A 14,205-nucleotide genomic window follows, 5' to 3' on the forward strand; every position below is an offset into this window, starting at 1 on the left:
CTCGACGCAGCCCCGCGCCGCTATCGGGACGTCTTGCCCCAGGGCGCCTTCGCTGCCTGCCGCAGGACCCGACTGCGCCTCCACCCCGTCACCCGGTCCGTGTAGACCGTGCCCGCCAGGTGGTCGCACTCGTGCTGCAGACAGCGGGCGAACCACCCCGTGCCGTGAAGGACGACGGGGTCGCCGTGCAGGTCCTGGCCCTCCACGCGCGCGTGGTCGAAGCGCGGGGTGCCGGCCTCCAGGCCCGGCAGCGAGAGGCAGCCCTCGGGGCCGCGGATCACGACGCCGTCCGCCTCGACGAGCCGCGGATTCACCACGTACCCGACGTGCCGCACATCGTCGTCGTCCTCGCAGTCGTACACGAAGACGCGCAGCGCTTCACCGATCTGGTTGGCGGCGAGGCCGACGCCCTGGGCGGCGTACATCGTCGCGAACATGTCCTCGACGAGCCGGGTGAGCGAGGGCCCGAAGTCCGTGACGTCGGCGCACGGGCGGTGCAGCACGGGGTCACCGAGCAGGGTCAGGGGTCGTACGTGTCCGGAAGAGCCCGGGATAGAGCCGTGTCGCATGGCCGTAAGGGTACGGTCGAGCGGTACCCCGAGCCGCAGTTCGGGCTTGTCAGAGGATCTCGATAGGCTGAGGCCGGAAAGCGATGCCGGGGGCAGGCGCGGCGCCGTACGCAAGGAGGACCCAAGAAGATGGCAGGCAACTCGGAGTCGATGACTCCGCGGGCCAAGCTCGCCGTGACGGCGGGCAAGGCCGCGGCCGCGGTGTCGCGCGCGGCGGGCCGCGGCAGCGGTTCGGTGATCGGCGGCAAGGTCGCGCTCAAGCTCGACCCCGAGCTGCTCGGACGGCTCGCCCAGCACCTGGACGTGGTGCTCGTCTCGGCCACGAACGGCAAGACGACCACCACCCGCCTCATCGCCGAGGCGCTGCGCGCCAGCGGCGAGGTCGTGTCGAACGCGCTGGGCGCGAACATGCCTGCCGGTATCACCTCCGCGCTGGCCGGCGGCTCCGACGCCAAGTTCGGCGTCATCGAGGTCGACGAGAAGTACCTCGCCGGCGTCGCCCGTGACGTGGACCCGAAGGCGATCGCGCTGCTCAATCTCTCGCGCGACCAGCTGGACCGCGCCGCCGAGACCCGCATGCTCGCCGAGAAGTGGCGCGAAGGGCTCGCCGGTTCGAAGGCGATCGTCATCGCGAACTCCGACGACCCGCTGGTCGTGTGGGCCGCGTCCTCCTCGCCGAACGTGGTGTGGGTCGCCGCGGGCCAGGAGTGGAAGGACGACGCCTGGTCCTGCCCGGCCTGCGGCGGCGTGATGCAGCGCCCCGGCGACGACTGGTTCTGCGGCGAGTGCGGTTTCCGCCGGCCGACCGCGAGCTGGGCGCTGCAGGGCGACTACGTCCTCGACCCGCACGGCTCCGCCTGGCCGATCCACCTCCAGCTGCCGGGCCGTGCCAACAAGGCGAACGCGGCCACCTCCGCCGCCGTGGCCGCCTGCTTCGGCGTGCCGCCGCAGGTCGCCCTGGAGCGCATGTACCAGGTGCAGGCCGTGGCCGGCCGCTACGACGTCGTGCAGTTCCTCAACCGCGACCTGCGGCTGCTGCTCGCGAAGAACCCGGCGGGCTGGCTCGAAACGTTCACTCTGATCGACCCGCCGCCGACCCCGGTGATCCTTTCGGTCAACGCACGCGGTGCGGACGGCACCGACACCTCCTGGCTGTGGGACGTCGACTACACGCGTCTGGCCGGGCACCCGATCGCCGTCATCGGCGACCGCAAGCTCGACCTCGCGGTGCGTCTTGAGGTGGCGGGCCTGCAGTTCCAGGTCTGCGACACCCTCGACCAGGCCGTGCAGGCGTCCCCGCCCGGCCGGATCGAACTGATCGCCAACTACACCGCGTTCCAGGACGTCCGCCGCCGCGTCGGCAACTGACCCGCGCACGAGAGCCAGCGAAGGATCATGAGCATGAGTGAAAGCAGCCTGCGTCTCGTGTGGGTCTACCCGGACCTGCTCAGCACGTACGGAGACCAGGGCAACGCCCTCGTGGTGGAGCGCCGCGCGCGGCAGCGCCGCCTCCAGGTCGAGCGGCACGACGTCCGCAGCGACCAGGCCGTGCCCACCTCCGGTGACATCTACCTGATCGGCGGCGGCGAGGACCGTCCGCAGCGGCTCGCCGCGGAGCGGCTGCGCCGTGACGGCGGCCTGCAGCGCGCGGTGGCCAACGGTGCCATCGTGTTCTCCGTGTGCGCCGGGTACCAGATCCTCGGCCACGAGTTCATCAACGACCTCGGTGAGCGCGAGCCGGGCCTCGGCCTGCTCGACGTCGTCTCCACCCGCGGCGAGGGCGAGCGGTGCGTCGGTGACGTGCTGGCCGACATCGACCCGCAGCTGGGCCTGCCGCCGCTGACCGGGTTCGAGAACCACCAGGGCATCACGCACCTCGGCCCGTCGGCCCGCCCGTTCGCCCGCACCCGCATCGGCAAGGGCAACGGCACGGGGGACGGCACCGAGGGCGCCTTCAACGACACGGTGTTCGGTACGTACATGCACGGGCCCGTGCTCGCCCGTAACCCGCACATCGGCGACCTGCTGCTGAAGCTGGCGCTCGATGTGAACGCGCTGCCTCCGGTGGACGACCGGTGGTACGAGGCGCTCCGCAACGAGCGGATCGCTGCCGCAACGGCGCAGCCGGCCTAGGCGTCCGCCGCCTGCCCGCGCCCACGTGACGGAGCCGCGGATCGGCACCGCCCCGCGCCCCTTCGGGGCGCTGCCGCGCCCATATGAGCGGGGCTGTCCAGCACCCGGACGGGGCGTGCAGGAGGCCCCCCTCGCGCCGATAAGGTACGGGGGATCCAGCCGGACGACGTGGTCCGGTCATCGGCCCACGTTTGCAAAGGTATTCCGGGCTTATGCGTATTGGTGTCCTCACTTCCGGCGGCGACTGCCCCGGCCTGAACGCCGTGATCCGTTCGGTCGTGCACCGGGCCGTCGTCGACCACGGCGACGAGGTCATCGGCTTCCACGACGGGTGGAAGGGGCTGCTCGAATGTGACTACCGCAAACTGGACCTCGACGCGGTGGGCGGCATCCTCGCCCGCGGCGGCACCATCCTCGGCTCCTCGCGGGTCCAGCCGGCCCATCTGCGCGACGGTGTGGAGCGGGCCAAGGGGCACGTCGCCGATCTCGGGCTCGACGCGATCATCCCGATCGGCGGCGAGGGCACCCTCAAGGCGGCCCGGCTGCTCTCCGACAGCGGACTGCCGATCGTCGGCGTACCGAAGACGATCGACAACGACATCGCCGTCACGGACGTGACCTTCGGTTTCGACACCGCCGTAGGCGTCGCCACCGAGGCCCTCGACCGGCTGAAGACCACCGCCGAGTCGCACCAGCGGGTGCTGATCGTCGAGGTCATGGGGCGCCACACCGGCTGGATCGCGCTGCACTCCGGCATGGCCGCCGGCGCCCACGCCATCGTCGTCCCCGAGCGCCCCTTCGACATCGACGAGCTCGCGGCGAAGGTCGGCGAGCGGTTCGAGGCCGGCAAGAAGTTCGCCATCGTCGTCGCCGCCGAGGGCGCCAAGCCCCGCGTCGGCTCGATGGAGTTCGACGAGGGCGGCAAGGACGTCTACGGCCACGAGCGCTTCGCCGGTATCGCCCGTCAGCTCTCCGTCGAGCTGGAGCAGCGGCTCGGCAAGGAGGCGCGTCCGGTGATCCTGGGCCATGTGCAGCGCGGCGGGACCCCGACCGCGTACGACCGGGTCCTCGCGACCCGCTTCGGCTGGCACGCCGTGGAGGCCGTGCACCGCGGCGAGTTCGGGCACATGACCGCGCTGCGCGGCACGGACATCGTGATGGTGTCGCTCGCCGAGGCCGTCGAGACGCTGAAGACGGTGCCCGAGGAGCGCTACGCCGAGGCGGAGTGCGTCCTCTGAGCCCAGCCGTCGAAGAGCGCGGCACTTTTTAGTCCGCCTTTAAAGAGAACTGCCCCCGGCCGAAGTCATGGCCGGGGGCAGTTCTACTCTGGTGGCGCACAATCCGTACGAAACGAGCAACAGGAGCCGGCTCATGGATCACAGCGGGCACGGCATGGACGGCATGGACGGCATGAACATGGACTTGCCGCCGTTCACGCTGGGCAACGGTCTGCAATGGTCGGCCGACACCTTCTTCCTCGTCGGCTGTGTGCTGGCGCTCGCCCTGTACGGGTGGGGCGTCGTGCGCCTCACCCGGCGCGGTGACTCCTGGCCGGTGTCCCGCACCCTCTCGTTCGTCGTCGGTGTGCTCACCATCGGTCTGGTGATGTGCACCAAGCTGAACGACTACGGCATGGTCATGTTCAGCGTGCACATGGTGCAGCACATGGTGATCAGCATGCTGTCGCCGATCCTGCTGCTGATGGGCGCGCCGATCACGCTCGCCCTGCGCGCGCTGCCGGTGGCGGCGAAGCGCGGCGACAAGGGGCCGCGCGAGCTGCTGCTCATGCTGCTGCACAGCCGGTACATGCGGATCATCACGCATCCGGCGTTCACCATCCCGCTGTTCATCGCGAGCCTGTACGCGCTCTACTTCACGCCGCTGTTCGACTTCCTGATGGGGTCGAAGGTCGGGCACATCGCGATGATGGTGCACTTCCTCGCGGTGGGCCTGGTGTTCTTCTGGCCGATCATGGGCGTGGACCCGGGGCCGCACCGGCCCGGCTACATCATGCGGATGCTGGAGCTGTTCGCGGGCATGCCGTTCCACGCGTTCTTCGGGATCGCGCTGATGATGGCGAGCACCACGATGGTCGGCACGTTCGACAACCCGCCGGCCTCGCTCGGCATCGATCCGCTCGCCGATCAGACCGCCGCGGGCGGGATCGCGTGGGCGTTCAGTGAGGTGCCGTCGGTCCTCGTGCTGCTCGCCCTGCTCTTCCAGTGGAAGAAGTCGGACGACCGGCAGGCACGGCGCAAGGACCGCGCCGCGGACCGGGACGGCGACAAGGAGCTGGAGGCGTACAACGCCTACCTGGCCTCGCTGCAGGCGCGCGGGCAGTAGCGCAGCCGCCCGGTCCCGGGTGAGGATGGCCTCCTGGCCGCGGCACGGGCGCCGCACAACACCGCCGTACGGCGTCCCGGCTGCCGGGAGGAGGGTGTGTGCGATGCCCGGATCCACGAAGACGATGGGCGTGTTCACCGTCGGCGGCCTGGTCGCGGTGACCGCCTACACGGTGGCGCTCGGCAGCAACGGCTGGCTCTGGTTCGGCTGGGTCGTCCTCGGCCTGCTCACCGTGGCGATGGCGGCCTCGCGGGGCGCGTGACGCCCCGGCACCGGGCGCGGGGGCGGTCAGAACCGGAACACGGAGCCGGTCGCCGCGTCCAGGGCGCAGGTGTTCGGGAACGTCCTGCTCCAGGTGATCGTGCGGCCGCGGTGGACGCCGGTGGCGCTTGCCGTGACCGGGTCGTCCTCCTCGGTGCAGGCGTGCGGCTCCGCCCGCACCGCGTCGAGATCACCGCCCGCAGCGTCGAGTGCGGCGCAGGCCTCGGCTGCGTACGGGTGGTGTCCGGACGGCTCGGGCTCGCAGCTCAGCAGCACGCCGCGGATCCAGGTGTGCTCGGTACCGGAGACGGTGAGGAGCAGGTCGGGGCGGTCCGTCGGCCCGTCGGCGGCGTGGGCGGTGGGTACGGCCGCCGCGAGGGACAGCAGCGCGGCTGCGGCGAGGTGTCTCGGGTGCATGCGGGGGCCTCCGGTGCGGGACGTGGCGCGGGTCGGCCCCAGCGGACCTGGCGTCTTTGCCGTCGCCAAGCGGACGCGCCGGTCGGCATGCGGACAGGGCCCGATCGGGCCCTCGCGCAGGGGCGACGGATTGGCTACTGTGCGTTCGCACCCGCGTATCTGATCAGGGTTCGTGCTCCATGGGGGAAGGCGACGGCCATGTTCTACAGACTGCTCAAGTACGTGATTCTCGGACCGCTTCTGCGGCTGATGTTCCGGCCTCGGATCGAGGGCCTGGAGCACGTTCCGGACGACGGCGCGGCGATCGTCGCGGGCAATCATCTGTCGTTCTCCGACCACTTCCTGATGCCGGCGATCCTCAAGCGGCGGATCACGTTCCTGGCGAAGGCGGAGTACTTCACCGGGCCCGGCGTCAAGGGCCGGCTGACCGCCGCGTTCTTCCGCAGCGCGGGCCAGATCCCGGTGGACCGCTCCGGCAAGGAGGCGGGCCAGGCCGCGATCCGGGAAGGGCTCGGGGTGCTGCGCCGCGGTGAGCTGCTCGGCATCTACCCGGAGGGCACGCGCTCGCACGACGGCCGCCTCTACAAGGGCAAGGTCGGGGTGGCCGCGATGGCGCTGAAGGCGCAGGTCCCGGTGATCCCGTGCGCCATGATCGGCACGTTCGAGGCGCAACCGCCTGGACAGGCGATCCCGAACATGCGCCGGGTCACGATCCGCTTCGGCGAGCCGCTCGACTTCGCCCGGTACGCGGGGATGGACGGCGAGAAGGCGATCCTGCGGGCGGTCACCGACGAGATCATGTACGCGATCCTGGAGCTGTCCGGGCAGGAGTACGTCGACAAGTACGCGGCCCAGGTGAAGGCGGAGGCCGAGGAGGCCAAGGCGCGCAGGTTCCCGCGGATGCCGCTGAGCTGAGCCGCTCTGCGCTGAGCAGAAAAGCCTGGGCCGGACACTGATGATCGTCGTACGGTCCCGGCATGAAGAAGGCTTTGGTGATCGGTGCGGCGGGACAGATCGGGCGGCCGGCGGTGCGGGCGCTCGCGGAGGACGGCTGGGAGGTGACGGCGGCCTCGCTCGGGGGCGGGCGGGACGCGCACTGGCCCGACGCGGTACGGACGGTGCGGCTCGACCGGGAGGACGGTGACGCCGTCGCGGCGCTCGTCGGGGACGGGGTCGATCTCGTCGTGGACCTGGTCGCCTTCACTCCGGAGCACGGGCAGCAGCTCGCGGGCCTCACCGACCGGATCGGTTCGGCGGTCGTGGTGTCGAGCGGCGCCGTGTACGTGGACGAGCGGGGGCGCGGCTTCCACACGCAGGAGGAGCCGGACGGCTGGCCGCAGTACCCGGTGCCGGTCCCGGAGAGCTGGCACACGATCGCCCCGGGCGACGGGTACGGGGCGCGGAAGGTGCGGATCGAGCAGGATCTGCTGGCGCTGGGTGAGCGGATGCCGACCACCGTGCTGCGGGCGACCGCGGTGCACGGGCCGTACTGCCGCACCCCGCGCGAGTTGTACTTCGTGAAGCGGAACCTCGACGGGCGCCGTACGCGCGTGCTCGCGTACAACGGGGCGAGCGTCTTCCATCCGGCGAGCGTGCACAACCTCGCGGAGCTGGTGCGGCTCGCCGCGGCCCGGCCGGGCTCGCGGGTGCTGAACGGCGCGGACCCGGACCGGCCCTCGGTCGGCGAGATCGGCGCGATGATCGACGAGCTGATGGGCGTGGAGACGGAGTCGGTGCTCGTCGACGGTCCTCCCCCGGCGCCGAACGTCGGCGATTCGCCGTGGGCGGTGCCTCATTCGCTGATCGTCGACATGTCGGCCGCCGAGCGCGAGCTCGGGTACAAGCCGGTGACGAGCTATGCCGAGGCGCTCCCGGAGACCGTGGAGTGGCTGACCGCGCGGCTGCGCGAGCGGGACTGGCAGGACGGCTTCCCGAAGATGGTGGCGTCGTACACGACGGGCATCTTCGACTACGCGGCCGAGGACGCCTGGCTGGCGTCGCGCGGCTAGGGCGTGCGAACGGCCCGGCCCCACGAGGAGGCCGGGCCGTTCGCCGGGTGAGGGTTACGGCTTAGGGGTGGCGTGCGGGGCGCACGTCACGTCCTTGCCGTCGACCTTGCCGGTGAGCAGGTACGTGTCGACCCGGTTGTTGATGCAGGGGTTGGTCAGACCGGTGACACCGTGCGAGCCCGCGTCCTTCTCGGTGATCAGGCGGGAGCCCTTGAAGCGCTTGTGCAGTTCGACGGCGCCCTCGTACGGAGTGGCGGCGTCACGCTCGGACTGGACGATGAGGACGGTGGGCAGGCCCTTGCCCGTCTTCACGTCGACCGGCGTCTGCTGCTTGGTCTTCCAGGTGGCGCAGGGCAGGTTCATCCAGGCGTTGGCCCACGTCATGAACGGGTACTTCTCGTTCAGCGCCGTGTTGTCCTTGTCCCACTTCGACCAGCTGGTGGGCCACTTGGCGTCGGCGCACTCGACGGCGGTGTAGACCGCGTTGCCGTTCTCCGACGAGGCGTTGCCCGCGGTGTCCGACATGTCGGGGGCGGCGGCATCGATCATCGCCTGGGTGTCGCCGGCGACGTACTTGCTCCAGGCCTGGGCGACCGGCACCCACATGGAGTCGTAGTACGGCGCGTTCTGGAAGAAGCCGATGAGCTCGGCCGGGCCGACGACCCCGCCGATCGGGTTCTTCTTCGCCGCGGCGCGCAGCGTCTCCCACTGCTTCTGCACCGCGGCGCGCGTGGTGCCGAGGTGGAAGGACGCGTCGTTCTTGGCGACCCAGTCCTGCCAGTCGTTCCAGCGGCCCTGGAACGCGATGTCCTGGTTCAGGTTCGCCTGGTACCAGATGTTGGACTTGGCCGGGTTGACGACACTGTCCACGATCATGCGGCGGACGTGGCCCGGGAAGAGCGTGCCGTAGACGGCGCCCAGGTAGGTGCCGTAGGAGACGCCCAGGTAGTTGAGCTTCTTCTCGCCGAGCGCGGCCCGGATGACGTCGAGGTCGCGCGCGGTGTTCGGCGTCGTCATGAACGGCAGCATCTCGCCGCTGCGCTCGTAGCAGCCGTCCGCGTACTCCTTGGCGAGCTTGCGCTGGGCGAGCTTGTCCGCCTCGGTGTCCGGGACCGGGTCCGCCTTGGGCGCCTTGACGTACTCCTGCGGGTCCATGCAGGAGATCGGCGCGGAGTGGCCGACGCCGCGCGGGTCGAAGCCGACGAAGTCGTACGCCTTCGCCATGTTCGCGTAGATCGGGTTCTTGTTGGTCACGCGGGTCGGGAACCGCATGCCCGAACCGCCGGGACCACCCGGGTTGTAGACGAGGGAGCCCTGGCGCTCGTCCTTGGTGCCGGTGCTGCCGACACGGTCGACGGCGAGCTTGATCTGCTTGCCGTACGGCTTCGTGTAGTCCAGCGGCACGGAGACGTAACCGCACTGGATCGGCTTGGCGAAGCCCCAGTCCGCGGGGCAGTCCTTCCAGTCGATGCCCGTCTTCGCGGCCTTGGCGGCCGCGATCACGGCTCCCTTGGCCTCGCGGTTCTGGGTGCTGGTACCGGACGACGTGTGCGGGGTCGAAGCGTTGGCGACCGGGGCGATGACCGCACCCGCTATCAGCGCCGCCGCCGCGACGGCACCGGCGGAGCCGATCGCCGCCTTCCGGCCGCCACGACTCGTCTGTCGAGTCCGTCTCAAGTGAGCCCTCCCGTACATGGATTCGATCGTTACGTCGATCGTGTTGCGATCGGTACGGGGATCCTGTCGGCTGTGGGCATCCCGAGGACAGTGAAGACAGGCGATCTTTACCAATCCGATAAACGGGATAACTCGTCCCGGTGAGCGGTCAGTCCGCCAATCGGCCCCCTACGGCGTCGAGCGTGCGGCGCAGCCGCAGGGCGTCCGGAGCGACGACGGTGACGAGTACGGCGGGCCCCGCGAGCGGAGTGAGGGCGGCCGTGCCCTGCTCGTCCAGGATCGCGGCGGCCGGTCGGTCCTTCTCGAACTCGGGCCGTACGATGACGAGTTGACCCAGGGCGCGGTGCCCGGCGAGGACGGCGGGCCCGTCCCAGCCGCCGGGCGCGCCGGGGCCGCACGCCAGCTCCTGGTCGAGGAGCGGCCGGCCGCCGCGGTACACGGTCAGGCGGCTGGTGAGCCGGCCCGGCTCCTCCCCCACCCGGCCGAGCACCTGCTCCTCGCGGAGCACCAGCCGGGCACCCGGGGCGAGTTCGGCGCGCGTGGTGACGCGCAGGTCGCTGCCGCCCGCCGAGATCAGCTGCTCGGGCAGCCAGTCGAGCCGGGCCCCGTCGGCGACGGTGAGCCGGACGTCGTAGCGGGCCTCGCCCTTGGCCTGCCCGGGCAGCGCGAGCGTGGCGGCGACGGAGCCGACATGCAGCCGGGCGCCCTCGTCCGCGCGGGCCTCGACGGTGAAGCGGTCACCACCGAGGGGGCCGCTCATCGCGCCGACGAGCATGACGCGCGCCTCGCCCTCGGCCGCCGCCCGGGTGCGGCGCAGCGCGAGCGAGCCCTCGCTCTCCAGGACCGGCAACGCGGTGCCGCTCCGGCCGTCGCCGCGGGCGTGGATCCGGGCGGCGGAGCGGACCCCTGCCGTCATCGCGCCGTCCACGCGGCGAGCTGTGCGCGCGCCCAGGCCGCGACGTCGGCGACCCCGGCCTCCGAGCGCAACGACTGCAGCACGACGGGGAGTTCACCGCGCGCCTGCTTGGCGTCGGCGGCCATCCGGGCCAGGTCGGAGCCGACGTACGGGGCGAGGTCGGTCTTGTTGACGACGAGCAGATCGGCGGTGGTGACGCCGGGACCGCCCTTGCGCGGGATGTCGTCGCCGCCCGCGACGTCGATCACGAAGATCTGGGCGTCGACGAGGCCCTTGGAGAAGGTGGCGGTGAGGTTGTCGCCACCGGACTCGACGAGGATCAGATCGAGCGGGCCGACCTCGTTCTCCAGGTCCTCCACCGCTTCGAGGTTGGCGGAGATGTCGTCGCGGATCGCGGTGTGCGGGCAGGCGCCGGTCTCCACGGCGGTGATCCGCTCGGGCGGCAGTACGGCCTCGCGCAGCAGGAACTCGGCGTCCTCGCGGGTGTAGATGTCGTTGGTGACGACGGCGAGGGACAGCTCGTCGCGCAGGGCGCGGCACAGGGCGGCGACGGTCGCGGTTTTGCCGGACCCGACGGGCCCGCCGAGCCCGATGCGCAGAGCGCGCCGGGTGCCGTCGGCCCTGCGCGCGTCGGCGGAGACGGCGGAGGCCTCGTCGTGGGAGTGGTCGAGGTGCATGTGCATGGTGATCACGGCTCCAGAGAGGTTCTTCTCGGCCCGTCCGGCGCTTGAGGTCGAGGCGGTTCGGGCCGAAAAGGGGGGGCCGGGGGCGAAGCCCCCGGGTCGGGAACGGGAAGGGGTGGCGGGGCGGGCTCCATGGCCCGGGCTACGACGCGAACAACCGCACGGGCCAGGCGGCATGCGCCTCCGCACCGATCTCCAGGAGCGGCGCGGACCCGGCCGGCAGCGCGTCGACCCCCTCGGAGACGGCGCGCCGGGCCGCGTCGACGGCGTCGGCGACGACCCGGTCCAGCTCGGGCGCGAGGCGCGCGAGCACTCTCGTCGCGTCGAACGGGTCGAGGCTCAGCAGCCGGACGACCGCGGTCGCGGGCCCGCTGACGCCTTCGTACGCGGAGCAGTACGCGGCGTCCTCGGCCCCGAGCCCGGCGGCCCGTGCGGTGAGCCCGAGCACGACCGGCTGATGGGCGCCCTTGGGGAACTGCCGGGCGAGGGCGTCCAGTTCGGGGTGGGGCCAGGTGGCACGGGCGGCCCGCATCAGCTGCCGGCCGAGTTTGCGGGCGGCGACCCGCAGGGCCGCGGACGGGGTTCTCGCGTCGGCGGCCGCGTCGAGCACGACCGGGTCGACGCCGAGCGCCGCCGCCGCGGCGAGGGCCGCCGAGACGGCCCCGCCGGTGTGCAGGCGCCCCCGGCAGAACTCCTCCAGGGTCGCGGCGCCGGTGATACGGCCCGCCTTGACCGCGGCCTCCGCCCCGCCGGAGTGGGCGTGCCCACCGGCGGGGAAGCGGCCGTCGGCCAGGACGAGCAGGGTTGCGCGCGTCATGACGTACTCACCCGGGGCTCAGAACAGGAAGTACCGCTGTGCGAGCGGCAGTTCGGCGGCGGGTGCGGGCTCGACGAGCTCGCCGTCGATGAGGACGGCGAACGAGTCGGGCGCGACCTCGACCCGCGGCAGGGCGTCGTTGTTGACCATGTCCGCCTTGCTGCGGCCGCGCGTCGAGCGGATCGGCACGAAGGACCGGTCGAGGCCGAGCCGCTCCACGATCCCGTCCTCGATCGCCGTCTCCGTGACGAAGTTCAGGGAGTTGGCGGCGGGCGCCTTGCCGTACGCGCCGAACATCGGGCGCGGCATGACCGGCTGCGGGGTCGGGATGGAGGCGTTGGCGTCGCCCATCTGCGCGTACGCGATCTGTCCGCCCTTGAGCACCACCTGCGGCTTCACCCCGAAGAACTTGGGGTCCCACAGCACGAGGTCGGCGAGCTTGCCGGTCTCGACGGAGCCGATCTCGCCCTCGATGCCCTGTGCGATCGCCGCGTTGATCGTGTACTTGGCGACATAGCGACGGGCGCGGGCGTTGTCGGCGCGGAGGTCGCCGGGCAGGAAGCCGCGGCGGCGCTTCATCACGTGCGCGGTCTGCCAGGTGCGCATGATGACCTCGCCGACGCGGCCCATGGCCTGCGAGTCCGACGACATGATCGAGATGGCGCCCATGTCGTGCAGGATGTCCTCGGCCGCGATGGTGGTGGGCCGGATGCGGGACTCGGCGAACGCGAGGTCCTCGGGGACCGCCGGGTTCAGGTGATGACAGACCATCAGCATGTCGAGGTGCTCCTCGACGGTGTTGATGGTGTGCGGCCGGGTCGGGTTGGTCGACGACGGCAGCATGTTCTCCAGCTGCACCGCGGTGATCATGTCGGGGGCGTGGCCGCCGCCCGCGCCCTCGACGTGGAAGGCGTGCAGGGTGCGCCCGCCGACGGCGTCGAAGGTGTCCTGGACGAAGCCGGCCTCGTTCAACGTGTCGGAGTGGACGGCGAGTTGGGCCCCGGACTCCTCGCACACGTCGAGGCAGGCGGAGATCACGGCCGGGGTCGCGCCCCAGTCCTCGTGGATCTTGAAGCCGCAGACACCGGCGCGCAGCTGGTCGCGCATCGACGCCTTCGACATGGTGTTGCCCTTGCCGAGGAAGCCGATGTTGACCGGGCTGTTCTCCATCGCCGCGAACATCCGGGTCAGATGCCAGGAGCCGGGCGTGACGGTGGTCGCCTTCGAGCCCTCGGCGGGGCCCGTGCCACCGCCGACGAGCGTGGTGACACCGGAGGCGAGCGCCTCGTCGACGATGGTCGGCGAGATGAAGTGGATGTGGGTGTCGATGCCGCCCGCGGTGACGATCTTCCCGTTGCCCGCGAGGACTTCGGTCTCCGGGCCGATGACGAGATCGGGATGGACGCCGTCCATGGTGTCCGGGTTGCCGGACTTGCCGATGGCGGTGATCCGGCCGTCGCGGATGCCGATGTCGGCCTTGACAATGCCCCAGTGGTCGATGATCACGGCGCCGGTGATGACGGTGTCCGGGGTGCCTTCTGCACGCGTAGCACGCGACTGGCCCATGGACTCGCGGATCACCTTGCCGCCGCCGAACACGGACTCGTCGCCGGAGCGGCCGGGGCCGCCGCAGCGGTCCTCCTCGATCTCGACGAGGAGATCGGTATCGGCGAGGCGGATGCGGTCACCGGTGGTGGGGCCGAACAGGTCGGCGTAGGCGGCGCGGGACAGTTCAGGCATCGAGGGCACCTCCGGTCTCGCCGCGCAGGCCGGTGACGATCCGGTTTCCCGCGAGGGGTACGAGTTCGACGTCGACGGGGATGCCGGGTTCGAAGCGCACGGCGGTGCCCGCGGCGATGTTGAGCCGCTTGCCGCGGGCGGCGGCGCGGTCGAAGTCGAGGCCGGGGTTGGCCTCGTAGAAGTGGTAGTGGGAGCCGACCTGGATGGGGCGGTCGGCGGCGTTGAGCACCGTCATGCGCACGACGTCACGGCCCTCGTTGTATACGACGGGCTCGTCGGCGAAGAGGATCTCTCCGGGAATCATGGCTGCCGCTCCCCCGTCAGACGATCGGCTCATGGACGGTGACGAGCTTGGTGCCGTCCGGGAAGGTGGCCTCGACCTGGACGTCGTGGATCATCTCGGGGATGCCCTCCATGACGTCGTCGCGGGTGAGCACCTTGCGCCCCGACGCCATGAGTTCGGCGACCGTGCGGCCGTCGCGGGCGCCTTCGAGGATGTGCGAGGTGATCAGGGCGATCGCCTCGGGGTGATTGAGCTTCAGACCCCGGGCGCGGCGCTTCTCGGCCACGTCCGCGGCCACATGAATGAGCAGTCTCTCCTGCTCGTGCGGGGTCAGTTGCACGGTCGCACCTCATCGTC

The 14,205-nt window shown here is 71.2% G+C and carries 16 protein-coding genes; 7 read left to right on the forward strand and 9 right to left on the reverse strand.

Annotation, left to right across the window (positions count from 1 at the left end; all coding sequences use genetic code 11):
- Window positions 1–20: 20 nt before the first annotated feature.
- Window positions 21–569, reverse strand: a complete 549-nt coding sequence (def, locus tag J3486_RS13965) for a peptide deformylase (RefSeq protein ID WP_207820597.1) — start codon at window positions 567–569, stop codon at window positions 21–23.
- Between the two features lie 129 nt (window positions 570–698).
- Between def and J3486_RS13970 the strand changes: the two genes are divergently transcribed.
- From J3486_RS13970 to J3486_RS13990, 5 genes are all read left to right on the forward strand, one after another.
- The gene (locus J3486_RS13970) at window positions 699–1,937 is read left to right on the forward strand and encodes a MurT ligase domain-containing protein (RefSeq protein WP_207820598.1); all 1,239 of its coding nucleotides are present in this window, start codon (window positions 699–701) and stop codon (window positions 1,935–1,937) included.
- Window positions 1,938–1,970: 33 nt separating this feature from the next.
- Window positions 1,971–2,702 (forward strand): type 1 glutamine amidotransferase, encoded by a 732-nt coding sequence (locus tag J3486_RS13975; RefSeq protein ID WP_207820599.1) that lies wholly within the window; start codon window positions 1,971–1,973, stop codon window positions 2,700–2,702.
- 212 nt (window positions 2,703–2,914) lie between these two features.
- Window positions 2,915–3,940, forward strand: coding sequence for a 6-phosphofructokinase (locus tag J3486_RS13980; protein WP_207820600.1), 1,026 nt, complete (start codon window positions 2,915–2,917; stop codon window positions 3,938–3,940).
- Between the two features lie 133 nt (window positions 3,941–4,073).
- Window positions 4,074–5,045: a cytochrome c oxidase assembly protein gene (locus J3486_RS13985; RefSeq protein ID WP_207820601.1), complete on the forward strand. Its 972-nt coding sequence runs from the start codon at window positions 4,074–4,076 to the stop codon at window positions 5,043–5,045.
- A 103-nt stretch (window positions 5,046–5,148) separates the two neighbouring features.
- Window positions 5,149–5,307 (forward strand): hypothetical protein, encoded by a 159-nt coding sequence (locus tag J3486_RS13990; protein ID WP_207820602.1) that lies wholly within the window; start codon window positions 5,149–5,151, stop codon window positions 5,305–5,307.
- 26 nt (window positions 5,308–5,333) lie between these two features.
- On the opposite strand, the gene J3486_RS13995 is transcribed toward J3486_RS13990, so the two are convergent.
- A complete protein-coding gene (locus J3486_RS13995; protein ID WP_207820603.1) occupies window positions 5,334–5,723 on the reverse strand; it encodes an SSI family serine proteinase inhibitor in 390 nt (129 codons plus the stop codon).
- Between the two features lie 198 nt (window positions 5,724–5,921).
- On the opposite strand from J3486_RS13995, the gene J3486_RS14000 reads away from it, so the two are divergent.
- Together J3486_RS14000 and J3486_RS14005 are read left to right on the forward strand one after the other, a co-directional pair.
- The gene (locus J3486_RS14000) at window positions 5,922–6,638 is read left to right on the forward strand and encodes a 1-acyl-sn-glycerol-3-phosphate acyltransferase (protein WP_207820604.1); all 717 of its coding nucleotides are present in this window, start codon (window positions 5,922–5,924) and stop codon (window positions 6,636–6,638) included.
- Window positions 6,639–6,700: 62 nt separating this feature from the next.
- Window positions 6,701–7,732 (forward strand): NAD(P)-dependent oxidoreductase, encoded by a 1,032-nt coding sequence (locus tag J3486_RS14005; RefSeq protein ID WP_207820605.1) that lies wholly within the window; start codon window positions 6,701–6,703, stop codon window positions 7,730–7,732.
- A 54-nt stretch (window positions 7,733–7,786) separates the two neighbouring features.
- Here the strand turns inward: J3486_RS14005 and J3486_RS14010 are convergent, their stop codons facing one another.
- The 7 genes from J3486_RS14010 to J3486_RS14040 form a co-directional block, all read right to left on the reverse strand.
- A complete protein-coding gene (locus J3486_RS14010; RefSeq protein ID WP_229377975.1) occupies window positions 7,787–9,409 on the reverse strand; it encodes an alpha/beta hydrolase in 1,623 nt (540 codons plus the stop codon).
- A 148-nt stretch (window positions 9,410–9,557) separates the two neighbouring features.
- Window positions 9,558–10,325, reverse strand: a complete 768-nt coding sequence (locus tag J3486_RS14015) for an urease accessory protein UreD (RefSeq protein WP_207820607.1) — start codon at window positions 10,323–10,325, stop codon at window positions 9,558–9,560.
- Window positions 10,322–11,002 (reverse strand): urease accessory protein UreG, encoded by a 681-nt coding sequence (gene ureG, locus J3486_RS14020; protein ID WP_207820797.1) that lies wholly within the window; start codon window positions 11,000–11,002, stop codon window positions 10,322–10,324. The genes J3486_RS14015 and ureG overlap by 4 nt, the downstream gene beginning before the upstream one ends.
- A gap of 148 nt (window positions 11,003–11,150) precedes the next feature.
- Window positions 11,151–11,825, reverse strand: coding sequence for an urease accessory protein UreF (locus tag J3486_RS14025; RefSeq protein ID WP_207820608.1), 675 nt, complete (start codon window positions 11,823–11,825; stop codon window positions 11,151–11,153).
- A gap of 18 nt (window positions 11,826–11,843) precedes the next feature.
- On the reverse strand, window positions 11,844–13,565 hold the full coding sequence (locus J3486_RS14030; protein ID WP_207820609.1) for an urease subunit alpha: 1,722 nt from the start codon (window positions 13,563–13,565) through the stop codon (window positions 11,844–11,846).
- Window positions 13,558–13,869, reverse strand: coding sequence for an urease subunit beta (locus J3486_RS14035; protein ID WP_207820610.1), 312 nt, complete (start codon window positions 13,867–13,869; stop codon window positions 13,558–13,560). Before J3486_RS14035 ends, J3486_RS14030 begins: the two co-directional genes overlap by 8 nt.
- A gap of 16 nt (window positions 13,870–13,885) precedes the next feature.
- Window positions 13,886–14,188 carry an urease subunit gamma gene (locus tag J3486_RS14040; protein WP_207820611.1) on the reverse strand — a complete coding sequence of 101 codons (303 nt, stop codon included), beginning with the start codon at window positions 14,186–14,188 and terminating at the stop codon, window positions 13,886–13,888.
- Window positions 14,189–14,205: the final 17 nt, after the last annotated feature.

The organism is Streptomyces sp. VRA16 Mangrove soil (genome assembly GCF_017377775.1).
Lineage (GTDB): Bacteria > Actinomycetota > Actinomycetes > Streptomycetales > Streptomycetaceae > Streptomyces.